Origin of the sequence: Variovorax sp. YR266, assembly GCF_900107295.1 — a bacterium.
Classification (GTDB): Bacteria; Pseudomonadota; Gammaproteobacteria; order Burkholderiales; family Burkholderiaceae_C; genus Variovorax.
In genome coordinates, this window is record NZ_FNPM01000012.1 from 176,136 (window position 1) to 195,883 (window position 19,748).

Annotated in this window: 29 protein-coding genes and 1 pseudogene; 3 read left to right on the forward strand and 27 right to left on the reverse strand. The window is 65.5% G+C overall.

What is annotated here, in order from left to right:
• Window positions 1–19: 19 nt before the first annotated feature.
• The 11 genes from BLW48_RS27160 to BLW48_RS27210 all read right to left on the reverse strand — a co-directional run bounded on the left by BLW48_RS27160 (window position 20) and on the right by BLW48_RS27210 (window position 8,588).
• Window positions 20–1,063, reverse strand: coding sequence for an NADP-dependent oxidoreductase (locus BLW48_RS27160; protein ID WP_093178539.1), 1,044 nt, complete (start codon window positions 1,061–1,063; stop codon window positions 20–22).
• A gap of 111 nt (window positions 1,064–1,174) precedes the next feature.
• Window positions 1,175–2,557 carry a HAMP domain-containing sensor histidine kinase gene (locus BLW48_RS27165; RefSeq protein WP_093178540.1) on the reverse strand — a complete coding sequence of 461 codons (1,383 nt, stop codon included), beginning with the start codon at window positions 2,555–2,557 and terminating at the stop codon, window positions 1,175–1,177.
• A 91-nt stretch (window positions 2,558–2,648) separates the two neighbouring features.
• Window positions 2,649–3,344 (reverse strand): response regulator transcription factor, encoded by a 696-nt coding sequence (locus tag BLW48_RS27170; RefSeq protein ID WP_176928901.1) that lies wholly within the window; start codon window positions 3,342–3,344, stop codon window positions 2,649–2,651.
• 50 nt (window positions 3,345–3,394) lie between these two features.
• A complete protein-coding gene (locus tag BLW48_RS27175; RefSeq protein WP_093079069.1) occupies window positions 3,395–3,784 on the reverse strand; it encodes a hypothetical protein in 390 nt (129 codons plus the stop codon).
• A complete protein-coding gene (locus BLW48_RS27180; protein ID WP_256330947.1) occupies window positions 3,778–4,236 on the reverse strand; it encodes a DUF4260 domain-containing protein in 459 nt (152 codons plus the stop codon). Before BLW48_RS27180 ends, BLW48_RS27175 begins: the two co-directional genes overlap by 7 nt.
• A gap of 31 nt (window positions 4,237–4,267) precedes the next feature.
• Window positions 4,268–4,735 (reverse strand): Spy/CpxP family protein refolding chaperone, encoded by a 468-nt coding sequence (locus BLW48_RS27185; protein ID WP_093057760.1) that lies wholly within the window; start codon window positions 4,733–4,735, stop codon window positions 4,268–4,270.
• Between the two features lie 126 nt (window positions 4,736–4,861).
• Window positions 4,862–5,236, reverse strand: coding sequence for a DUF4148 domain-containing protein (locus tag BLW48_RS27190; RefSeq protein ID WP_093057761.1), 375 nt, complete (start codon window positions 5,234–5,236; stop codon window positions 4,862–4,864).
• A 133-nt stretch (window positions 5,237–5,369) separates the two neighbouring features.
• Window positions 5,370–7,172: a phosphoenolpyruvate--protein phosphotransferase gene (ptsP, locus tag BLW48_RS27195; protein ID WP_093178543.1), complete on the reverse strand. Its 1,803-nt coding sequence runs from the start codon at window positions 7,170–7,172 to the stop codon at window positions 5,370–5,372.
• A 10-nt stretch (window positions 7,173–7,182) separates the two neighbouring features.
• Entirely contained in the window at window positions 7,183–7,452 is a 270-nt protein-coding gene (locus BLW48_RS27200) for an HPr family phosphocarrier protein (RefSeq protein WP_093057763.1), read from the reverse strand.
• Complete coding sequence (locus BLW48_RS27205; protein WP_093057764.1) at window positions 7,421–7,876, reverse strand: PTS sugar transporter subunit IIA; 456 nt, start codon at window positions 7,874–7,876, stop codon at window positions 7,421–7,423. Before BLW48_RS27205 ends, BLW48_RS27200 begins: the two co-directional genes overlap by 32 nt.
• Window positions 7,877–8,045: 169 nt before the next feature.
• On the reverse strand, window positions 8,046–8,588 hold the full coding sequence (locus BLW48_RS27210; protein WP_093178545.1) for a hypothetical protein: 543 nt from the start codon (window positions 8,586–8,588) through the stop codon (window positions 8,046–8,048).
• Between the two features lie 100 nt (window positions 8,589–8,688).
• Between BLW48_RS27210 and BLW48_RS27215 the strand changes: the two genes are divergently transcribed.
• Window positions 8,689–9,186 carry a TlpA disulfide reductase family protein gene (locus BLW48_RS27215; protein WP_093178546.1) on the forward strand — a complete coding sequence of 166 codons (498 nt, stop codon included), beginning with the start codon at window positions 8,689–8,691 and terminating at the stop codon, window positions 9,184–9,186.
• Between the two features lie 65 nt (window positions 9,187–9,251).
• On the opposite strand, the gene BLW48_RS27220 is transcribed toward BLW48_RS27215, so the two are convergent.
• A complete protein-coding gene (locus BLW48_RS27220) occupies window positions 9,252–9,698 on the reverse strand; it encodes a c-type cytochrome (RefSeq protein WP_093178548.1) in 447 nt (148 codons plus the stop codon).
• 162 nt (window positions 9,699–9,860) lie between these two features.
• Between BLW48_RS27220 and BLW48_RS27225 the strand changes: the two genes are divergently transcribed.
• Window positions 9,861–10,571 (forward strand): cytochrome b/b6 domain-containing protein, encoded by a 711-nt coding sequence (locus BLW48_RS27225; RefSeq protein ID WP_093178549.1) that lies wholly within the window; start codon window positions 9,861–9,863, stop codon window positions 10,569–10,571.
• Window positions 10,568–11,155 (forward strand): GNAT family N-acetyltransferase, encoded by a 588-nt coding sequence (locus BLW48_RS27230; protein WP_093057769.1) that lies wholly within the window; start codon window positions 10,568–10,570, stop codon window positions 11,153–11,155. Before BLW48_RS27225 ends, BLW48_RS27230 begins: the two co-directional genes overlap by 4 nt.
• 17 nt (window positions 11,156–11,172) lie before the next feature.
• Here the strand turns inward: BLW48_RS27230 and BLW48_RS27235 are convergent, their stop codons facing one another.
• The 15 genes and pseudogenes from BLW48_RS27235 to BLW48_RS27305 form a co-directional block, all read right to left on the reverse strand.
• Entirely contained in the window at window positions 11,173–11,679 is a 507-nt protein-coding gene (locus tag BLW48_RS27235) for a peroxiredoxin (protein WP_093079077.1), read from the reverse strand.
• A 76-nt stretch (window positions 11,680–11,755) separates the two neighbouring features.
• Window positions 11,756–12,025, reverse strand: a complete 270-nt coding sequence (gene rpsQ, locus BLW48_RS27240) for a 30S ribosomal protein S17 (protein WP_015867662.1) — start codon at window positions 12,023–12,025, stop codon at window positions 11,756–11,758.
• Window positions 12,026–12,034: 9 nt separating this feature from the next.
• Complete coding sequence (gene rpmC / locus BLW48_RS27245) at window positions 12,035–12,244, reverse strand: 50S ribosomal protein L29 (protein WP_056589463.1); 210 nt, start codon at window positions 12,242–12,244, stop codon at window positions 12,035–12,037.
• Window positions 12,245–12,299: 55 nt separating this feature from the next.
• Complete coding sequence (gene rplP / locus BLW48_RS27250; RefSeq protein WP_007838137.1) at window positions 12,300–12,716, reverse strand: 50S ribosomal protein L16; 417 nt, start codon at window positions 12,714–12,716, stop codon at window positions 12,300–12,302.
• 52 nt (window positions 12,717–12,768) lie between these two features.
• On the reverse strand, window positions 12,769–13,683 hold the full coding sequence (rpsC, locus tag BLW48_RS27255) for a 30S ribosomal protein S3 (RefSeq protein ID WP_093057771.1): 915 nt from the start codon (window positions 13,681–13,683) through the stop codon (window positions 12,769–12,771).
• 17 nt (window positions 13,684–13,700) lie between these two features.
• Window positions 13,701–14,033 (reverse strand): 50S ribosomal protein L22, encoded by a 333-nt coding sequence (gene rplV, locus BLW48_RS27260; RefSeq protein ID WP_007838134.1) that lies wholly within the window; start codon window positions 14,031–14,033, stop codon window positions 13,701–13,703.
• 9 nt (window positions 14,034–14,042) lie between these two features.
• A complete protein-coding gene (gene rpsS / locus BLW48_RS27265) occupies window positions 14,043–14,321 on the reverse strand; it encodes a 30S ribosomal protein S19 (protein WP_007838132.1) in 279 nt (92 codons plus the stop codon).
• A gap of 10 nt (window positions 14,322–14,331) precedes the next feature.
• Window positions 14,332–15,156: a 50S ribosomal protein L2 gene (gene rplB, locus BLW48_RS27270; protein ID WP_093057772.1), complete on the reverse strand. Its 825-nt coding sequence runs from the start codon at window positions 15,154–15,156 to the stop codon at window positions 14,332–14,334.
• A gap of 2 nt (window positions 15,157–15,158) precedes the next feature.
• On the reverse strand, window positions 15,159–15,494 hold the full coding sequence (rplW, locus tag BLW48_RS27275) for a 50S ribosomal protein L23 (protein WP_093057773.1): 336 nt from the start codon (window positions 15,492–15,494) through the stop codon (window positions 15,159–15,161).
• Window positions 15,491–16,111 (reverse strand): 50S ribosomal protein L4, encoded by a 621-nt coding sequence (gene rplD, locus BLW48_RS27280; RefSeq protein WP_019657681.1) that lies wholly within the window; start codon window positions 16,109–16,111, stop codon window positions 15,491–15,493. Before rplD ends, rplW begins: the two co-directional genes overlap by 4 nt.
• Window positions 16,111–16,791 carry a 50S ribosomal protein L3 gene (gene rplC / locus BLW48_RS27285; protein WP_093057774.1) on the reverse strand — a complete coding sequence of 227 codons (681 nt, stop codon included), beginning with the start codon at window positions 16,789–16,791 and terminating at the stop codon, window positions 16,111–16,113. The genes rplD and rplC overlap by 1 nt, the downstream gene beginning before the upstream one ends.
• A gap of 236 nt (window positions 16,792–17,027) precedes the next feature.
• Window positions 17,028–17,576, reverse strand: a complete 549-nt coding sequence (locus BLW48_RS27290) for a hypothetical protein (protein WP_093178551.1) — start codon at window positions 17,574–17,576, stop codon at window positions 17,028–17,030.
• Window positions 17,577–17,593: 17 nt separating this feature from the next.
• Entirely contained in the window at window positions 17,594–19,165 is a 1,572-nt protein-coding gene (locus BLW48_RS27295; protein ID WP_093178553.1) for a hypothetical protein, read from the reverse strand.
• Between the two features lie 153 nt (window positions 19,166–19,318).
• Window positions 19,319–19,633, reverse strand: a complete 315-nt coding sequence (rpsJ, locus tag BLW48_RS27300; RefSeq protein WP_007838118.1) for a 30S ribosomal protein S10 — start codon at window positions 19,631–19,633, stop codon at window positions 19,319–19,321.
• 21 nt (window positions 19,634–19,654) lie between these two features.
• A pseudogene (locus tag BLW48_RS27305) lies at window positions 19,655–19,748 on the reverse strand (elongation factor Tu); the annotation flags it as partial.

The window sequence follows — 19,748 nt, forward strand, 5'->3', positions numbered from 1 at the left end:
AGCGCCTTTTGCTTCTTTTTCAGGCTTGCGCCACCTGCAGCACCAGCTTGCCGAAGTTTTCTCCGGCAAAGAGCTTGTTGAGCGACTCGGGGAAGGTGTCCAGGCCCTTCACGATGTCTTCCTTGCTCTTCATGCGCCCGTCTTTCAGGTAGCCGGCCATCTCGGCGATGGCGATGTGATAGCGGTCGGCGTAGTCGAACACCACGATGCCTTCCATGCGCGCGCGGTTCACCAGCAGGCTCAGGTAGTTCTTGGGGCCGGCCGCGGGCATGCTGTTGGCGTTGTTGTACTGGCTGATGGCGCCGCAGATGATGATGCGGGCCTTGCGCGCGAGCCGCGCCAGCACCATGTCGAGGATTTCGCCGCCGACGTTGTCGAAGTAGATGTCCACGCTCTTCGGGCAGTGGGTCTTGAGGCCTTCGCGCACCGCGCCTGCGCCGGCCTTGTAGTCGATGCAGGCGTCGAAGCCCAGCTCCTTCACGACCCAGTCGCACTTGGCGGCGCCGCCGGCGATGCCGACCACGCGGCAGCCCTTGATCTTGGCCAGCTGGCCCACGGTCTGGCCCACGGCGCCGGCCGCGCCGGAAACCACCACCGTCTCGCCGGCCTTGGGCATGCCCACGTCCATCAGGCCGAAGTAGCCGGTCATGCCGGGCATGCCCAGCACGTTGAGCCACTGGGTGATGGTGCCCACGCGCAGGTCGATCTTGACCAGGCCGTTGCGCTTGACCTGGTCTTCGGGGATCAGGATGTATTCCTGCACGCCCAGCGTGCCGTATACGGTGTCGCCCACCGCGAACTGCGGGTTCTTGGAGGCAATGACGCGGCCGACGCCGCCGGCGCGCATCACTTCGTCGATGCCCACGGGCGGGATGTAGCTCTTGGCGTCGTTGAGCCAGCCACGCATGGCGGGGTCGAGCGACAGAGACAGCGTCTTGACCAGCACGCCGCCCTCGGCCGGCTCGCCGACGGGTTCGGTGGTGAATTTCCAGTTTTCGCGGGTGGCCGTGCCCTCGGGGCGTTTGGCGAGGCGAACCTGGTGGTTGGTGAGTGAGCTGCTCATGGTGTCTCCTTGACCTTGAATGCCGGACGCTGGCACGGAGGCGCATCGTAGCCGTGGCCTGCGGGCGGGCTGGTAGCGCAGGTGACAGCGCCCCCGCCGGGCCGCCTTGCCTCAGGCCAGCCTGACGATGATCTGCAGCCCCGGCCCGGCGTTGCGCACCGTCAGCTCGCCGCCGTGCGCCTCGGCGATCAGCCGGCACAGGTACATGCCGAGGCCGACGCCGCCGGTGGCGCGCGCCCGTGCGCCGTCGGTGCGGTAGAAGGGCTCGGTCAGCCGTTCGAGTTGCTCGTCGTCCACGCCAGGGCCGTGGTCGCGCACCTCGATCTCGATGCCCTGCTTCCTGCCGTCGAGCACCGCGCGCAGCGACACGCACGGCGGCCGCGGCGCGTCGGCGCTGTAGCGCAGGGCGTTGTCCAGCAGGTTGCGCACCAGCAGGCGGATGCGCATGCGGTCGACGGCATGCGGCGGCAGGCCTTCGGCCAGGTCGAGGTGCACGTTCTGCGCACCGGGCATCTCGGCCACGATCTCGCGGATCAGCGCCGCCAGGTCGACCGGTTCGCGCTGCAGCGCCACGTGCGGGCTCGCGAGGCGTTCGCTTTCGAGCAGGTCGCTGATGAGGTCGCGCATCTCGTTGAGGTCGCGCAGCAGCGCCTCGCGCTCGGCCTGGCCTTCGGGCGTGATCGGCAGCAGTTCGGCATTGAGCCGGGCGCGCGTGAGCGGCGAGCGCAGTTCGTGGCTCAGGGCGAGCAGCAGACCGCGCTTGGCGTCGAGCATGGCCTGGATGTCGTCGGCCATGGTGTTGATGCGTTCGGCAAGGTCGCCGAGGTCGTCGTTGCGGCGCACCGGAATGGGCTGCGTGAACTCGCCACGGCCGAAGCGCTGCGCGCCTTCGCGAATGTCGATCAGCGGCCGCAGCAACCGGCTCACGTAGGCATAGCCCAGCAGCACGCACGACAGCAGCACGCCGAGCGTGGCCCAGCCGGTGGCACGCGGCGCCAGCTGCCAGAGCTTGGGCGCCCAGCCGAAGATCACGCGGTGGCCGTCGGCCGTGGGGCGGATGAACCACTTGTCGCCACCGAACACGTCTTCGCGGTCGTGCATCCAGCCGCCGGGGCTGTTCGCGCCGCCGGGGTTGGAATCCCAGTTGACCTTGGGTCCGACGATGCGGATGGTGATGGGCAGCCGCGCCACCAGCGCCTGTGCGCGCGCCACGTCGGGCGGCGTGCCGATCTCCGAGACCAGGCGGTCGGCGTAGTCGGTCAGCATCGGCTTGGCGGCTTCGGCCCAGCCGGTGGAAAAGGCCTTCTTCATGCCGCCCATGAACACCGCCGCCATCACCATGGCCAGCACCACGAACATCAGCACCAGCCGAACACGCAGCGAGCGGCGCCAGCGGCGCTTGCCCTGCACCTTCTCGTTCCAGCGCGCATGCCACTTCGCATGCCAGTCCTCGCGCGATTGCTCGTCGCGGCACTCCTCGCTGCGCCACCTCATCCTGCGGGATTCCCGACGGCCGAGACTCATTGAAATACCTTCGCGCTTCGCGCTGCGGTGCGAGCTTGCTTGGGGCGGCCCGGCGCTGCGCTCATGCAGGCTCGCTGCGTGCCACGGCAAGCGCATAGCCGGCGTTGCGCAGCGTCTTGATGCAGTCCAGCGGCTCGAGCTTCTTGCGCAGGCGGCTCACCACGATGTCGACCGCGCGGGTGTAGAGCTCGGCCTCGTGACCGCGCAGGCGGTTGAGGATGTCGTCGCGGCTGAACACCTTGCCGGGTTCGGCGGCCAGCAGCGCCAGCAGTTCGAACTCGGTGCCCGTGAGCTCCACGCGCTCGCCATGGCGCAGCACCTGGCGCCGGTCGAGGTCGATCGACAAGCCGTCGAACACGCGGTGCTGCGTGCCGTTGATCACCGCCTGCGGCACGCTGCGCTGGCGGCGCAGGATGGTCTGCACGCGCGCCACCAGCTCGCGCGGCTCGAAGGGCTTGGGCACGTAGTCGTCGGCGCCGAGTTCGAGGCCGACCACGCGGTCCATCACTTCGCCGCGGGCGGTGAGCATGACGATGGGAATGTCGCTTTCCTTGCGGATCTCGCGGCACAGCGCGAAGCCGTCCATCTCGGGCAGCATGACGTCGAGGATGGCCGCGTCGTAGGTGCCGGCGCGCAGCTTGGCGAGGCCTTCGCTCGGGCGCACGGCGCTCTCGAGCGTGCAGCCGAAGCGTGCGAAGTAGGTAGTCAGCGGCGCGGCGAGGTGTTCGTCGTCGTCGATCAGCAGGATGCGCGGCATGGCGGGATTGTGCCTCCTGGCAAGGAAATGGCGGATGACCTCGCTGACCATCAAACCTGCCGGCATCGCACCGCCCAGGTCAGGCCCGTCACGAGGAGTGAGAGCAAAAGCGCGTGGTAGACCACGTCGGGCACGGTGCGCGGACCGATGCCCGCCACGATGGTGCCGAGCCCGACCAGCGTGCCCAGCAACGCGAAGCCCTGGCCGAAGATGGCGGCGCGGCGCGCGTCCTCGGGGCGCAGCCAGGTCTCGACCGTGGCGAGCACCAGCACGGTGGCGATCACCGCTTCGGCGATGCGGGCGTGCCCATGCGCATAGCCCGGCACGATGCGGCCGGCGTGCACCATCGATGCGAGGCCGAGCGCGAGCGCCTCGGTCAGCATCCATGCGCGTGCGGCCTGCGGGCGCATGACGGGGACTGTGCCGCGTTCGCTCACCATGGATCGGCCTTTCCGATGCGGCCCAGGTGCGTGGCGGCAAAGCCCGCCGCGTACTTGAGCCCGTAGCCGAGCGCGCGATCGAAGCCGATGTGGACCAACCAGATCAGGCTGCCAGCCACCGCCCACGGCATGGCCCCAAGCACGCCGAGCGCCAGCAGCAGCACCGGACCGACGTAAGAATGCGCAACGTTGTAGAGCGCCGCACCCACGCGCGGCCCCGCGAGGTAGCCCAGCAGCGAGAGATCGGGCGCGAGCAGCCAGAGCGCGAACACGCCCCAGCCCGCGCCGAACTGGGCGTAGGCAGCGAGTGCCACGCCGAGCACCACCGCGCCTTCGACCCGCAGCAGCGCACGCACCCCGCCGGCTGCCGCTGCCTGTTCGGGAGATACGGTGGAGCCGGCTTCGCCGGTCCACAGCTGTCGCCCCCGGAGAGGGGGAAGGCGAAGCGACACGAAGTGCGCGAAGCCTGGGGTTGAGTGGAGCCTATCCACGATGGCTCCAGCGGCGGCCACCTCGGTCCATGAAGTCACGCACCTTCTGCTGCTGCGCGGCGTTCAGGTTGTCGTAGAAGTCGGCGGCTGCGGCAATGATCTCGGGGCTGCCGTTGCGCACTGCGGCGGTCTTCTCTTCGACCAGGCGCGTGGCGCCGGCCTGGTCGAGCTTGTTGCCCGCGAACAGCGCCTTGAACTGCGAGCGTGGGTCGCCCGAGCCGCCGGCGCCACGCATCGCTTCGCGCTGCGCCTGCAGCTTCTCGGCCAGCACGGTGAGCTTCTGCTTCTGGTTGGCGTCGAGTTCGAGCTTGCTGCCCACGCGCTCGATCATCTTCGCGCGGAACTCGGCGCTGTCGCCACCGCCCCAGCCGTGCCGTTGACCGGCACAGCCGGCGATGCTGCCGGCAACCATCGCGGCGCCCGCAAAACCGAAGAGAGTTCGTTTGATCCAGTACTTCATGGTGATTCCTTGTGTTGTCTGTGAGGAGGAAGCTCCATGGTGCGATCTGCACCGGGCCAAGTCCTCTCGCTGCGGTTGCGGCGTGTTTCGTTTTATTGCGACGCGCGTGGAGGCGAACCAGACGGCTTACAGGCGGCTGCTCTTGGCGTTGGCAGCCGAGGCGCGCGCGTCGACGGGGTTCTGCATCGTCGAGATGACCTGGCTGTTCACGCGCGAGCTGGCCGACACGTTCTGGTCGGGCGCAGCGGTGGCGCGCACGGCTTCGGCGACGATGCGACCGCGCTCGGTCGACACGGCCATGGTCTCGGCGCCGCGCGAACCGCGCACCACGTTCTGGTTGGGTGCCGATGCGGTGCTCACGGCTTCGGCGCTGACGTCGGCGCGGCTCTTGGCCGACACGGCGGGCTGTACGCCCTCGTAGCTTTCAGCCTTGGCGCCGGCTGCTGCGAGCATGGCGAAGGAGCCGACGGCGATGATCTGGGTCAGGGAGAGAGATTTCATGATGCAGGCCTTTCTTTCAGGGTTGGAAGAGGAGGCCTGATCGTGCTTGCGGGGTTCCCGCAAGTCCTTTCGCCGCAGTTTCGGCGTGTATCGTTTCTTTTCACCCACCCGCCAGGGTGAGTGAAAAGTACGCTCAACCCGCCATCATGGCGGCAGGGTCGTCGGACTCGAGCACGCTCTTGGCCCATGCCTCGAGCTTGCTGGTGTCGGCGCGCAGCACTTCCTGCTTGACCGCAAGAATGCGCGAGGGGTGCATCGAGAAGCTGCGCAGGCCCAGGCCCAGCAACAGGCGCGTGAAGGCCACGTCGCCCGCCATCTCGCCGCACACGGCCACGCCCTTGCCCTGGCGACGGCACTCGGCGATGGTGTCGGCCACCAGGCGCAGCACCGCCGGGTGCGCAGGGTCGTAGAGGTGCGCCACCGATTCGTCGGCGCGGTCGATGGCCAGCGTGTACTGGATCAGGTCGTTGGTGCCGATCGACAGGAAGTCGAAGTGCTTCAGGAAGATGCGCAGCGTGAGCGCAGCCGCGGGAATCTCGATCATGGCGCCGAGCTTCACCGGGCCATGCACCGCGCCGCGGTTGTCGAGCTCGGTGCGCGCGAAGTCGATCAGCGACAGCGTCTGGCGGATCTCGCTCGCGTGCGCGAGCATGGGGATCAGCAGGTGGATTTCGCCGTGCGCCGCCGCGCGCAGGATGGCGCGCAGCTGCGTGAGGAACATCGCCGGGTCGGCCAGGCTCCAGCGAATGGCGCGCAGGCCGAGCGCGGGGTTCAGGTGCTCCTGCTTGTTGGCCGACTTGCTGTCGAGCGGCTTGTCTGCCCCCACGTCGATGGTGCGGATGGTGACGGGCATGCCCTGCATGCCCTCGACCGCGCGCTTGTAGGCCTGGTACTGCTCTTCTTCGTCGGGCAGGCGGGTCTGGCGCGTGGTCGACTCGCGGCCCATGAAGAGGAATTCGCTGCGGAACAGGCCCACGCCCACGGCGCCGGCCTTGACTGCGCCCACGGTGTCTTCGGGCATCTCGATGTTGGCGAGCAGCTCGACGCGCTGGCCGTCGAGCGTGATGGCCGGCTTGTGGCGCAGACGCGCGAGCCGGCCGCGTTCGAGATCGCCCTGGCGCTGCTTGAAGCCGTACTCGGCCAGGATGATCGGAGACGGATCGACGATCACCACGCCGGCGTCGCCGTCGATGATGACCCAGTCGTCCTGGCGCACCAGCTGGCTCGCGGTGCGCGCGCCGACCACGGCCGGGATGTCCATGCTGCGCGCGACGATGGCGGTGTGCGAGGTGCGCCCGCCGACGTCGGTGACGAAGCCGGCGAACACGCTCTTCTTGAACTGCAGCATGTCGGCCGGCGAGAGGTCGTGTGCGATGAGCACCAGCGGCACGTCGATGCCGTCGCCCGCGGTGGGGTCGTCGTTGTCGTCGTCCGAGGCGGCGGCGCGCTTGCGGCGCGGCGGGCTCGGTGCCAGCACGGCGGCCGTGCCCTTCATGCGATGCAGCAGGCGCTCGACCACCTGTTCGAGGTCGGCCTTGCGCTCGCGCAGGTACTCGTCCTCCATCTCGTCGAACTGACGCGCAATGATTTCGAGCTGCGTGGTCAGCGCCCATTCGGCGTTGTAGAGCCGCTCGCTGATCCAGTGCTTGACGCCGCCGCTCAAGGCCTCGTCCTGCAGCAGCATCTGGTGCACCTCGAGCAGCGCCGCGAGTTCGTGCGGCGCGTCGTTGGGGCCCATCAGCGCGACGTTGGCCTGCAGCTTGGCGAGCTCGTCGGCCACCGCGTTTCGCGCGGTGCGCACACGGTCGATCTCGGTCTCGATCTCTTCGGGCTTGATGAAGTAGTGGGCCACGTCGATGCGGCTCGACACCACCATCACTGCGCGCCCGATGGCAATGCCACGGGCGACAGGGAGGCCGTGGACTGCGAAGGTCATGGGACGGTCCTTACTCGCCTTCGCCGAACTTGTCGTCCATGAGCTGGACGATGGCGTTCATCGCTTCTTCTTCCTGCGCACCGTTGGTCTCGAGCTCGACGGTCGAGCCGATGCCGGCGGCCAGCATCATCACGCCCATGATGCTCTTGGCATTGATGCGACGGTCGCCGCGGGAGAGCCACACCTCGCAGGGAAAGCTGCCTGCGAGCTTGGTCAGCTTGGCCGATGCGCGTGCGTGCAGGCCCAGCTTATTGCTGATGGTCACGGATTTCTTGATCACTGTGCTTTCTTTTCGCCTGATTCTGGGGAGCCGCCACCGCCACCTGCATGACGCCCGCGGTGCCGCCCGCGAGGGCGCGCTGCACCAGCGTCTCCAGAGGCTCATGCCGGTAGGTGACGGCGCGCAGCAGCATCGGAAGATTGACCCCCGCCACCAGCCGCGACCGGACGCCGTCCACCAGCTTCTGCGCCACGTTGCAGGGCGTGGCGCCGAACACGTCTGCCAGCACCAGCACCTGCGAGCGCGGCGTGTGCAGCTGCTGCGCAAGCGTGATGCGCGCGGCCGCCAGCGTTTCTTCGGGCGACACGTTGGGCAGCACGTCGAGCGCGACGATGGCCTGCTCGCAATCGGGAAACACATGCAGCGCACACTGCCGCAGCGCGTGTGCGAACGGTGAGTGGGCGATGATGAGGATGCTGTTCATGCGGGACGGAGGACGACTCGTCGATTATGCGGGGGCGCCCAGGGGAAGTAGATATACGACATAACGCAGCAGCCCCGAAAAACAGACAACGCCGCGCGAAATGAGACAGCCGTGTGTCCACACCTGTCGCGGGAGGCACTATCAAAACAATAGCGAATGGTGCGATCGTTCACGGAAGCCGCAGGCCCTCGAAGAATGTCTTCGACGCTTCGGCCGAGGAAGGCTTGCCCAGCACGGTGGCTTGGTAAAGCGCCACGGTGCCGTCTTTTTGCGACTGGGCGAACCAGAGCACCTGTACCGGCGCGGCGCCCTGCTGCTTTGGCTGGGCATCGAGCCGCAACGGGGCGGGTGTGGCGGTCGCGCGCTGCACGCTAGCGGGGGCTTCCGTCATCTGCGCTTCGCCAAGCTGGCCGCGCGTGGCGGCGTGCCATGCGCTGAGCCAGGCCTCGGCCTGTTCGGGGCCTTTGGCGGAGGCATGCGCGATGGCGAAGGTCGCGCCGCCGGCTTCGCAACCCGCCATGTCGACCTGCACCGATTCGGCGCCCAGCGGCAGGGCGCGGCTTGCGCGGTCCGGCTTGCAGGGCAGCAGCGCGATCAGGCCCGATTCGGCGACCGGCACTTCGCGCCAGTTGAAAGTGGGGCTGCAGGCTGCGAGCAGGGCTGCCGCGGCCAGCGCAAGCCAGGAAGAAGAGAAAGCGGGCGACGACGGCATGGGGCAGCGATTATCGAACCGCGCGAGGGCCGCCGGAGCGCCGCCAGCACGATCCGGCACGCGGAACTAAAATCGCGCCGCCCTTCTCTTGCTTGAAGCCATGAAAAAATACATCGCCGCTGCCGCCGTCGTAATCGCATTGGCCACCGGCGTGGGCGTGTACCTCGGCTCCGGCGCCACTGCCGCGCCGGCCTCGACCTTCGTGCTGCTCGACGGCACGAAAAAGAGCACGGCGGACCTGAAAGGCAAGGTCACGCTGGTCAACTTCTGGGCCACAAGCTGCGTGACCTGCGTCGGCGAGATGCCCAAGGTCATCGCCACCTACGACAAATACAAGGCGCAGGGCTACGACACGCTGGCCGTGGCCATGAGCTACGACCCGCCGAGCTACGTCGTCAATTTCGCCCAGACGCGCAAGCTGCCGTTCAAGGTGGCAATCGACAACACGGGCAGCGTGGCGCAGGCGTGGGGCGACGTGAAGCTCACGCCGACCACCTATCTGGTCAACAAGCGCGGCGAGATCGTGAAGCGCTATGTGGGCGAGCCGGACTTCGCCGAATTGCACAAATTGATCGAAAAGCTGCTGGCCGAAGCCTGATCTCCGGTCTTCCCAACGAAAAGGCGCTCCGAAAGAGCGCCTTTTGTTTTTGCGATGCGGCTTGCTTATTGGTTGCGGAAGCTGTCGTGGCAAGCCTTGCAGCTCGCGGCGGTCGGGCCGAACTGGGCCTTGAGCGCGTCGAGGTTGCCGGCCTTGGCAGCGGTCACCAGCTTGCCGGTTTCTTCCATCAGCTTCTGCTGGCGCTCCTTGAACTTGGCGTCTTCCTTCCAGACTTCGGGCTTGGCCTTGCCGCCCTCGGTGCCGGCACCAAAGCCGGCCCAGGGCAGCTTCGCCATGTCGGCGACCACTTCGGCATTGGCCGCGGCAACGCTGGCGTCGTAGGGCGCACGGCCGTTGGCCATGGCGCCGAGGCGAGCGAAATGCTGGCTCATCACGAACAGCGCGCTCTGGCGGTACTTGATGGCGTCCTCGGGCTTGGCAAACTGGGCCGCGGCGGGAAGAGACATGGCAGCGCAGGCGGCTGCAAGGGCGAACGAAGCTAGTCGGGTCATCGTGGGTCCTCGTTGTGGGGAAAGCGCCGTCGAATGCGGCACTGCCGGCGAGTGTAGGGGCGGCCCGTGTCCAGCGCATAGCAACAACCCGAAGCAGACTGGGGCCCGGACTTTGCTAATCTGCGCCTTCCGCAGCATTGCGCCCCCTTGGCGCCTTCTTCGATGACCGACTCCTCCGTGGCCGCCTTTCGCGCGGCCTCCGGCCCCGGTGCCCGCACGCGGGTCTGGGACCTGCCGACGCGCCTTTTCCACTGGGCGCTGGCCATCGCCGTCATCGGCATGATCGGCACCGGCCTGGGCGGCGTCATGGAATGGCACTTTCGCCTTGGGTACATGGTGCTTTCGCTGCTGCTGTTCCGGCTGCTCTGGGGGTTCGTCGGCGGGCGCTGGTCGCGCTTTGCGGCCTTCGTCTACGGGCCGGGGTCGGTCGTGGCGTACCTGCGCGGACGGGCCCATCCGGACCATCTGATCGGGCATACGCCGTTGGGTGCGCTGTCGGTGTTCGCGGTGCTGGCGATCCTGGCGTTGCAGGTCGCTACCGGGCTGATGGCGGACGACGAAATCTCGGCGTCCGGGCCGCTCACTCGTTTCGTCTCGGGCGAGGTCGTGAGCCTGGCCACGAGTTGGCACAAAGCACAGGGCAAGTGGGCCGTGATTGCGCTCGTGAGCCTGCATGTGCTGGCGGTGCTGTTCTACGTGCTCGTCAAGCGGCATCGCCTGGTGCGGCCGATGGTGACGGGCGACAAGCTGGTTTCCGCAGAGAGCGGGCAGGTAGCGCCAAGCCGCGACGACGCGGCCTCGCGCTGGCTTGCGCTGGTGTTGTTCGCGCTGTGCGCGGGCGTGGCTTATTGGGTTTCTTCGTTGCGCGTATGAGCTTCTCTGTGTCACGCCCCCTGCCGCTGTCGGCGATGCCGGCCGTCGTGTTGCTCACGCCCGAAGAGGCGCACGAGATCGAGGCCGCGCGCGCGATCTTCAGCGACTACGCGGGTTCGCTGGGCATCGATCTGGACTTTCAGGATTTCGATAGTGAGCTGGCGCAATTGCCCGGCGAGTACGCCGAGCCACGCGGCACGCTGTTGCTGGCGCTGGTCGATCCGGTCAATGTATCGGAAGACGCCGGGCGCCAGGCGCCGACGCTGCAACGTGCCGACGGCACGCTGGCGCATGTGGCGGGGTGCTGCGCGCTGCGGCCGCTCGACAGCGCGGACTACGCGAACGCCGCGGAAATGAAGCGCCTGTACGTACGCCCCGGGTTCCGCGGCCTTGGCCTGGGCCGTCAACTGGCCGAGGCGATCATCGATGCCGCACGCAGCGCGGGATACGGCTGCGTGCTGCTCGACACTCTCGACGACATGGAGTCGGCGCGGGCCCTCTACGAAGACCTGGGCTTCGCGGAGGTGCCGCCCTACTATCACAACCCCGTCGCCGGGGCCCACTATCTCAAGGTGGATCTCTGACCGACCGGAGCGGCCGATCAGCCGCGGGCTTGCGCCAGCAGGGTGTCGGCGTCGCTGACTTCGAACTTGCCCGGTGCCTCGACGTTCAGCGTCGCGACCTTACCGTCCTTCACGAGCATCGAATAGCGGTTGCTGCGAAGGCCCATGCCACGCCCGGTCAGGTCGAGCGTGAGGCCGGTGGCCTTGGCGAAATCGGCGCTGCCGTCGGCCAGCATGCGCACCTTGGCGCCGGTCTTCTGGTCGCGCGCCCAGGCGCCCATCACGAAGGCGTCGTTCACGCTCACGCACCAGATCTCGTCCACGCCAGCAGCCTTGAAGTCGTCGAAGTGCTGCACGTAGCCCGGCACGTGCTTGGCCGAGCAGGTGGGTGTGAAGGCACCGGGCAACGCGAACAGCGCGATGGTCTTGCCCGCCGAAGCCTTGCTCACGTCCACGGCGTTCGGGCCGATGCTGCAGCCTTCGCCCTCGACCTCGGAATATTCCTGCAGGGTGGCCGAAGGAAGGGTGTCGCCGACTTTGATCATTGAATGTGCTCCTGAAAAAGAAAAACGGCCCACATTGTGGGCCGTTTCTAGATGGGCTGTATCGAGCCGGGGATGATCAGACCAGAACGGCCTTCTCGACCAGACGGGTCACGACCCAGTTCTTGGTCTTCGAGATCGGACGGCTTTCCGTGATCTCGATGGTGTCGCCCAGCTTGTACTCGCCCTTTTCGTCATGGGCGTGGTACTTGCTCGTCTTGGCCACGATCTTGCCGTAGAGCTCGTGCTTCACACGGCGCTCGACCAGCACGGTCACGGTCTTGGCACGCTTGTCGCTGACCACCTTGCCGATCAAGGTGCGCTTGAGGGATTTTTTAGCTTCCGTCATGTTCACTCCTTACTTGGCGGCGGGGGTTTCTTGCTGCTTCTGAGCAAGAATGGTCTTGGCGCGTGCGATGTCGCGACGCGTAACGCGCAGCGTCGAGGTGTTCGACAGCTGTTGCGTGGCTTTCTGCATGCGCAGGCCGAAATGGGCCTTCTGCAGATCCTTGATTTCGGCTTGCAGGCCCGCGACGTCCTTCGTGCGCAGGGTTGCGGCCTTCGTCACCTTGGCCGGAGCCGCGGTTTCTTTTTTCTTACGTGTTGCCATGGATGTTCTCCTCTCAGGCGCCGAGCTGGCGAGCGACGAACGTCGTACGCAGCGGAAGCTTGGCGGCGGCCAGGCGGAACGCTTCGCGGGCGAGTTCTTCGGGCACGCCGACGATCTCGAACACGATCTTGCCAGGCTGGATTTCAGCGACGTAGTACTCGGGGTTGCCCTTACCGTTACCCATCCGCACTTCAGCGGGCTTGGTAGAGATTGGCTTGTCCGGGAACACGCGGATCCAGATACGGCCACCGCGCTTCACGTGACGCGAAATCGCGCGACGAGCGGCTTCGATCTGGCGCGCCGTGAGGCGGCCGCGGTCGGTGCATTTGAGACCGAAGTCACCGAACGCAACCGAGTTACCCGTGGTTGCGATGCCGGTGTTGCGGCCCTTTTGTTCCTTGCGGAACTTTCTGCGTGCAGGTTGCAGCATGTTTTGTTACTCCGTGAGGGCCCCAGGCACTTGCGTGCCCGGGAGCGACCGATTACTCGGTCTTGGCACCGTCCGCTGCTGCAGCGGGCGCGGCTTTGCGGACGCGCTTAACGGCGGGTTTCGAGTCTGCACCGGCACCGCCGGTTGCTTCTGCGGGCTTGTCGCTGCCATCGGCCGGGGCGGTGTTGCCACCGATCGGGCCACGGGCACCGGCGCGCGGGCCGGGACCACGACGGTCGCTGCCCGGACGGTCGCCACCAGGGCGGCCATCACGGCGCGGACCGCGCGGACGACGTTCTTCTTCAGGACGCGGCGTTTCGACGGCCGGCAGGTCGTTACGACCCAGCGTGTCGCCCTTGTAGACCCAGACCTTGACGCCGATGACGCCGTAGGTGGTCTTGGCTTCCGAGGTGCCGTAGTCGATGTCGGCGCGCAGGGTGTGAAGCGGCACGCGGCCTTCGCGGTACCACTCGGTACGTGCGATTTCGATGCCGTTCAGGCGGCCAGCCGACATGATCTTGATGCCCAGGGCACCCAGACGCATGGCGTTTTGCATGGCGCGCTTCATGGCGCGGCGGAACATGATCCGCTTTTCGAGTTGCTGCGTGATGCTGTCGGCGATCAGCTGCGCATCGATTTCGGGCTTGCGCACTTCTTCGATGTTGACCGCAACCGGCACGCCGAGCTGCTTGCCCAGTTCGCGCTTGAGGTTCTCGATGTCTTCGCCCTTCTTGCCGATCACGACGCCCGGACGTGCCGAGTAGATCGTGATGCGTGCGTTCTTGGCGGGACGCTCGATCATGACGCGCGAGACCGAAGCGTTCTTCAGCTTCTTCTTCAGGTATTCGCGAACCTTGATGTCTTCGGCCAGCATGCCCGCGAAATCGCGGTCGCTTGCGTACCAACGGCTGGACCAGTTACGGGTGACCGCAAGGCGGAACCCGGTTGGGTGGATTTTCTGTCCCATATTTCTTCCAGGCCTTCTTAGTTGCCAACCGTCACGTACACATGGCACGTGGGCTTGCTGATGCGATTGCCGCGACCCTTGGCCCGCGCCGTGAAGCGCTTGAGCGTTGCACCTTGCTCGACGTAGATGGTCTTGACCTTCAGCTCGTCGATGTCGGCACCGTCGTTGTGCTCGGCGTTGGCAATTGCCGACTCGAGCACCTTCTTGATGATCACAGCAGCCTTTTTCTGCGTGAACTGCAGAACGTTGAGCGCTTGATCGACCTTCTTGCCGCGGATGAGATCCGCGACCAGACGGCCCTTGTCGACCGACAGGCGGACACCGCGGAGGACTGCACGTGTTTCAGACATGGTCGTTCCTTACTTCTTCTGGACTTTTTTGTCCGCGGGGTGCCCCTTGAACGTGCGCGTGAGCGCAAATTCGCCGAGCTTGTGGCCGACCATCTGGTCGGTGATGTACACGGGCACGTGTTGCTTGCCGTTGTGCACAGCGATGGTCAGACCGATGAATTCGGGCAGGACCATCGAGCGGCGCGACCAGGTCTTGATCGGCTTCTTGTCCTTGGTCGTCACGGCCTTGTCGGCCTTGGCCACGAGGTGGTGGTCGACGAAAGGACCCTTTTTGAGAGAGCGAGTCATTGGCTATCCCTTACTTCTTGCGACGCGACACGATGAAGACCTGCGTGCGCTTGTTGTTACGGGTGCGATAGCCCTTGGTCAGATTGCCCCATGGGTCGACAGGATGGCGGCCTTCGCCAGTCTTGCCTTCGCCGCCACCGTGCGGGTGGTCGACCGGGTTCATCACGACGCCGCGAACGGTCGGGCGAATACCCTTCCAGCGCTTGGCGCCTGCCTTGCCGAGTTGGCGCAGGCTGTGCTCTTCGTTGGCAACTTCGCCGATCGTCGCGCGGCATTCGATGTGAATGCGGCGGACTTCGCCCGAACGCATGCGGACCTGGGCGTAAACGCCTTCACGGGCCAGCAGCGTGGCCGACGTACCAGCCGAACGTGCGATCTGCGCGCCCTTGCCGGGTTGCAGTTCGATGCAGTGGATCGTCGAGCCGACCGGGATGTTGCGGATCGGCAGGGTGTTGCCGGCGCGGATCGGGGCTTCGGCGCCCGACAGCAGCGTTGCACCGGCTTCAAGACCGCGCGGGGCGATGATGTAGCGGCGCTCGCCGTCGGCGTAGCAGACCAGAGCGATGTGGGCGGTGCGGTTCGGGTCGTACTCGATGCGTTCGACCTTGGCCGGGATGCCGTCCTTGTTGCGCACGAAGTCGACAACGCGGTAGTGGTGCTTGGAACCACCGCCACGGTGACGGATCGTGATGTGACCGTTGTTGTTACGGCCGGCCTTCTGGAACTGGGGTTCCAGCAGGGCTGCGTGAGGAGCACCCTTGAACAGGTGGTCACGCGAGATCTTCACCGCGCCGCGTTGGCCCGGCGAAGTGGGTTTCATCTTGATGACGGCCATGATTAAGCGCCTTCCCCGACGAGGTTGAGCTCTTGACCGGCCTTCAGCGTCACATAGGCCTTGCGAACGTTGTCGCGGCGGCCGATGGACTTGCCAAAGCGCTTGGTCTTGCCCTTGGTGTTGAGCACCGACACGCCCTGGACTTCGACCTTGAACATCAGTTCGACAGCGGCCTTGATCTCGGGCTTGGTGGCGTCTTGCAGCACCTTGAAAGTGACAGCGTTCGACTTCTCGCCGACCATCGTGGCCTTTTCGGACACGATCGGGGCGACCAGCACCGCCATCAGGCGGCCTTCTTCGAACGTACGTTCAGCGGCGGTAGGGTTCACGCGGCTCATGCGAACATCTCCTTGAGCTTGTCGACGGCACCCTTGGTGACCAGCACCTTCTTGTAGTGAACCAGCGACACCGGATCGGCGTAGCGGGGTTCGACCACGAGAACGTTGACCAGATTGCGCGAGGCAAGGTACAGGTTTTCGTCGACTTCTTCGGCGATCACGAGCACGGACTCGAGATTCATCGCCTTGAAACGGGCTGCCAGCGGCTTGGTCTTGGGCGAGTCGACCTTGATCGAATCGACCACGGCCAGACGGCCTTCGCGAGCCAGCTGCGAGAAGATGGACGCCATGCCGGCGCGATACATCTTCTTGTTGATCTTCTGCGAGAAGTTTTCGTCAGGCATGTTCGGGAAAATCCGGCCACCCCCGCGCCACAGCGGCGAGGACGTCATACCGGCACGGGCGCGGCCCGTTCCCTTTTGCTTGAAAGGCTTCTTGGTCGAGTGCTTGACCTGTTCGCGGTCCTTCTGGGCGCGCGTGCCTTGGCGTGCGTTGGCCTGGAATGCAACGACGATCTGGTGAACCAGGTCTTCGTTGTAGTCACGGCCGAACACGGTCTCGGGGGCGTCGTACTTCGACGCGGCCTGGCCTTGTTCGTTCAGGAGTTCGAGTTCCATTACTTCGCTCCTTGGGCCGCTTGCGGCTTGGCCTTGACGGCGGGACGCACGGTGACGAAGCCACCCTTCGAACCCGGAATCGCGCCCTTGATGAGCAGCAGTTGACGTGCTTCGTCGATGCGGAACACGTCGAGGTTTTGCGTCGTGCGGGTGACGTCGCCGAGGTGGCCCGTCATACGCTTGCCGGGGAACACGCGACCGGGGTCTTGTGCCATACCGATCGAGCCGGGAACGTTGTGCGAACGGCTGTTACCGTGCGACGCGCGTTGCGAGCTCATGTTGTGACGCTTGATCGTGCCAGCGTAGCCCTTGCCGATGGAAGTGCCTTGCACGTCCACCTTCTGGCCCACGGAGAAGACGCTCGTCACTGCGATTACGCCGCCAGCCTTGTGCTGACCAGCGGTATCGGCGGTAACGCGGAATTCCTGGATGATTTCGCCTGCTTCGACACCTGCCTTGGCGAGGTGGCCGGCTTCGGGCTTGGTCACGCGCGATGCTTTGCGCGAACCGAACGTCACCTGCAGGGCGACGTAGCCATCGGTCTCTTGGGACTTGATCTGGGTCACACGGTTGTTGGACACATCCACCACCGTGACAGGAACTGCGTCCCCGTCATCGGTGAAGAGACGCATCATCCCCACCTTGCGGCCCAGCAACCCGAGGGAGTTGCTCAGACTCATTTGTTTTCTCCAAAAATGGAAACTCCCTACGCCGCTGCCACTTCAATTGGCGACAGCGTTTGCCGGGCTTCCCCGACAGCGTAAGAAGGTTGATAAATCTCTGCCAGAACGACACCCATGCGGACGCAGCAAGGGCAGAGCCAGCGATTATAGCCCGCGATGCGGGCTCCGCGCAAGCACTGCAGTTGTGGCCGTTTTGAGGGCGCCGAAGCCCCGTTTCCGGGGTCTTTCGCGGCTTATTTCGGCTCTTTGGCCGGCAGCGAGATGATTTTTTCGCCTTCCGCGGACGACTTCATCTCGCCTGCAGCCTTCATGGCCGGGGCGGCCGAGCCGGTCTGCACGGGGATGGCGACGATGCTCATGGCGCCGTTCTGCGTGACAAAGACGTTCAGGTAGGCAAGGCCTTCGCGGTCGCTCGTCACCGTGGCGGTGGCGATCGTACGCTGGCCAGCGGGAAGGGCCAGGCTGCTGCTTGTGGCCAGGGTCAGGCCGGCATCGGTCGTCAGGCGCGCGGTGGCACCCGCCGGATCGCTCACGCCGTCGAACTGCAGAACAACAGAGACCGGCCGGCCAACCTGGGGCGTGCCCTCTACCCTGAACTGGATCACGACACCGGAATCGTTGGGCTTGCGTGCCGCGACCGTCATAGGCGCAGCATTGCGGGACGAGGCTGCGTGCTTCGCGGTGCGGGGCGCCGGCACGCCATCTGCAAAGACCGGCGCCGACGCGGCGGCTAGCGTCAGGCATGCCACAACGGCAATCGTCGAACTGGAACGGAGGTTCATGGCGGCCTTCCTCGCTGCTACTGAATGATCACGCCGAAGCAGGTGCTGGTGGCGGAATTGTTGAGATCGTTGACAACCAGAACATAGTCGCCAGTCGACAGGTTGACCGAACTGGTGTTTCGGCTCACCACGCCACCCCGATAGATCGCGTAGTTGGGATTAGCGCCCCCCGGCGGGGAGATCGTGAACTGGTAACCACGGTTGGTGGGCGCCGTGAAACGCAGGTACGCGAAGCTTCCGAGCTTGTTTCCGTCACGCTGAGGATCCGCAGCGTTCGTCACACAGGCCGAAGTGGCCGTACCAACCACTGCCTGCTTGTACATCGGCAACGCGATCGACACGCCGCCATCATTGCCCTCCCCCGCGCCGTAGGCATCGTTGACCGTGATGCTCTGCCCCGTGAGCAACGCGGCCAGCGTAGATGCACTACCCTGCGCTGTCGCGTTGAATGCCACGGCGAACGGATGAATCGACGTGACCGGCGCACCGCTCCTGAATAGCGCCCCCGTCATCGTGTCGTGGATCGGCTTGAAACCGACCTGCTGATTCAGATTCCAGAAGATCGACTGAATCGAGGATTCGCGGAACCATCCTCGGTTGGTCGCCGGCCCCTGCGTGAGATCGAGGCTGCCGCCCTGGGCCTGGCCAGGGCCACCCGAATCGACATAGTTGCTGCGCCCCAACGCAATGCCCGACCAGCCGTTGCCCCATCCTTCGGAGAAAGCGAGGCGGCGGTCGATGAGTTCACTCGTGGAGTGCGCGCCGCCCGGCGAATCGTCGCGGCTGAAGGAGGCCTGGTAGTAGTGCCCCCATTCGTGCGCGATCACGGGCGCGTCGAATTCGTCGGTATCCACATCTTCCTTGCCGAGCACGTAGATTTCGGCACCCGAACTTCTGCCAATGAAGAACGTGGTGCCAATCTGGCCCAGCGCGATGCTGCCGCCGGAGTTGGTGTTGTTGACACTCCAGAACACCTTCAGCGACGGAAACGCAGTCGCCGGAGCCACCGACAGCACTTTCTGCATCGCGGTGTAGACCGTGTCCATCACGGCGAACGGCCCGGACACACGCTGGCTGGTGTAGCTCGACCCGCCCCATCCGCTGCCGGCGCGCAAGTCGCGGGTGAGCGCCGCGGTGCCGGTGGAGAATGCCGACGACTGCATGGAATAGATCGCGTTCGACTGCGTGTTGTCACGCACGGTGACGTCCCAACTCGGAAGCGCGCCAGTGCGGGTCAGTTGAGCGCGCACGCGGACAACGACGTTCGCGTTTGACGGAACGCTCGCCGAGTAGGCGCCGTTGTCATCGGTGGAAGTCGTGGCCAGCTGGCTGCCACTGGTGGCGTCGAGTACTTCGACAAAAGCACCACGCACCGGTTTGATCGAGATATCGGAATACACGAGGCGGCCACTGGGATTGGGCACCGACTCGTAAGTGGCCGTGCCACTCAGGGCAACTGGCGTCGTCGGAAGCACGGGCAGCAAGGGAATGCCGCCACCGCCTCCTCCCCCACCGCCGCCACATGCGGTCAGCAACGCCGCCGCGATGCAAGCCACCAAACCCGACGCAAAAGAGATGCTTTGTCTCATAGCTGTGCTGCCCTCGTTTCAGCTGTCCGACGCCTCGATGGAGGGAGGCTGTCGTCCGGCGAGGATGCCACATCTGCGTGACATAAAGCACAAAGCCCGCCTGCATTTCTGCAGGCGGGCTTCACAAATAACCGCGACGCGAGGTCGAACGGATTACTGCAGCTTGATCTCGACGTCCACGCCGGCCGGCAGGTCGAGCTTCATCAGCGCGTCCACGGTCTTGTCGGTCGGGTCGACGATGTCCATCAGGCGCTGGTGCGTGCGGATTTCCAGCTGGTCGCGCGACGTCTTGTTGACGTGCGGCGAACGCAGGATGTCGAAACGCTTCATGCGGGTCGGCAGGGGCACGGGGCCCTTGACGATCGCGCCGGTGCGCTTGGCGGTGTCGACGATTTCGGCTGCCGACTGGTCGATCAGCTTGTAGTCGAATGCCTTCAGGCGGATGCGGATTTTTTGCTTGGTAGCCATGGTGATTCCTTTGCGTCCGGCTTAGATGTCGAGGATCTTGGCCACGACGCCCGAACCCACGGTACGGCCGCCTTCACGGATGGCGAAGCGCAGGCCTTCTTCCATCGCGATCGGG

Excerpts from the sequence above, each read along its gene's own strand:
- BLW48_RS27185 (WP_093057760.1), bottom strand. The coding sequence starts at position 4,735 with ATGAAGTACTGGATCAAACGAACTCTCTTCGGTTTTGCGGGCGCCGCG.
- BLW48_RS27175 (WP_093079069.1), bottom strand. The coding sequence starts at position 3,784 with ATGGTGAGCGAACGCGGCACAGTCCCCGTCATGCGCCCGCAGGCCGCA.
- BLW48_RS27205 (WP_093057764.1), bottom strand. The coding sequence starts at position 7,876 with ATGAACAGCATCCTCATCATCGCCCACTCACCGTTCGCACACGCGCTG.
- BLW48_RS27220 (WP_093178548.1), bottom strand. The coding sequence starts at position 9,698 with ATGACCCGACTAGCTTCGTTCGCCCTTGCAGCCGCCTGCGCTGCCATG.
- BLW48_RS27160 (WP_093178539.1), bottom strand. The coding sequence starts at position 1,063 with ATGAGCAGCTCACTCACCAACCACCAGGTTCGCCTCGCCAAACGCCCC.
- BLW48_RS27190 (WP_093057761.1), bottom strand. The coding sequence starts at position 5,236 with ATGAAATCTCTCTCCCTGACCCAGATCATCGCCGTCGGCTCCTTCGCC.
- rplP (WP_007838137.1), bottom strand. The coding sequence starts at position 12,716 with ATGCTGCAACCTGCACGCAGAAAGTTCCGCAAGGAACAAAAGGGCCGC.
- BLW48_RS27215 (WP_093178546.1), top strand. The coding sequence starts at position 8,689 with ATGAAAAAATACATCGCCGCTGCCGCCGTCGTAATCGCATTGGCCACC.
- rpsJ (WP_007838118.1), bottom strand. The coding sequence starts at position 19,633 with ATGGCTACCAAGCAAAAAATCCGCATCCGCCTGAAGGCATTCGACTAC.
- BLW48_RS27225 (WP_093178549.1), top strand. The coding sequence starts at position 9,861 with ATGACCGACTCCTCCGTGGCCGCCTTTCGCGCGGCCTCCGGCCCCGGT.
- rpsS (WP_007838132.1), bottom strand. The coding sequence starts at position 14,321 with ATGACTCGCTCTCTCAAAAAGGGTCCTTTCGTCGACCACCACCTCGTG.
- rpsC (WP_093057771.1), bottom strand. The coding sequence starts at position 13,683 with ATGGGACAGAAAATCCACCCAACCGGGTTCCGCCTTGCGGTCACCCGT.
- rplW (WP_093057773.1), bottom strand. The coding sequence starts at position 15,494 with ATGAGCCGCGTGAACCCTACCGCCGCTGAACGTACGTTCGAAGAAGGC.
- rplV (WP_007838134.1), bottom strand. The coding sequence starts at position 14,033 with ATGTCTGAAACACGTGCAGTCCTCCGCGGTGTCCGCCTGTCGGTCGAC.
- BLW48_RS27235 (WP_093079077.1), bottom strand. The coding sequence starts at position 11,679 with ATGATCAAAGTCGGCGACACCCTTCCTTCGGCCACCCTGCAGGAATAT.
- rpsQ (WP_015867662.1), bottom strand. The coding sequence starts at position 12,025 with ATGACGGAAGCTAAAAAATCCCTCAAGCGCACCTTGATCGGCAAGGTG.
- rplD (WP_019657681.1), bottom strand. The coding sequence starts at position 16,111 with ATGGAACTCGAACTCCTGAACGAACAAGGCCAGGCCGCGTCGAAGTAC.
- rplC (WP_093057774.1), bottom strand. The coding sequence starts at position 16,791 with ATGAGTCTGAGCAACTCCCTCGGGTTGCTGGGCCGCAAGGTGGGGATG.
- BLW48_RS27210 (WP_093178545.1), bottom strand. The coding sequence starts at position 8,588 with ATGCCGTCGTCGCCCGCTTTCTCTTCTTCCTGGCTTGCGCTGGCCGCG.
- rplB (WP_093057772.1), bottom strand. The coding sequence starts at position 15,156 with ATGGCCGTCATCAAGATGAAACCCACTTCGCCGGGCCAACGCGGCGCG.
- BLW48_RS27165 (WP_093178540.1), bottom strand. The coding sequence starts at position 2,557 with ATGAGGTGGCGCAGCGAGGAGTGCCGCGACGAGCAATCGCGCGAGGAC.
- BLW48_RS27230 (WP_093057769.1), top strand. The coding sequence starts at position 10,568 with ATGAGCTTCTCTGTGTCACGCCCCCTGCCGCTGTCGGCGATGCCGGCC.
- BLW48_RS27170 (WP_176928901.1), bottom strand. The coding sequence starts at position 3,344 with ATGCCGCGCATCCTGCTGATCGACGACGACGAACACCTCGCCGCGCCG.
- BLW48_RS27295 (WP_093178553.1), bottom strand. The coding sequence starts at position 19,165 with ATGAGACAAAGCATCTCTTTTGCGTCGGGTTTGGTGGCTTGCATCGCG.
- BLW48_RS27290 (WP_093178551.1), bottom strand. The coding sequence starts at position 17,576 with ATGAACCTCCGTTCCAGTTCGACGATTGCCGTTGTGGCATGCCTGACG.
- ptsP (WP_093178543.1), bottom strand. The coding sequence starts at position 7,172 with ATGACCTTCGCAGTCCACGGCCTCCCTGTCGCCCGTGGCATTGCCATC.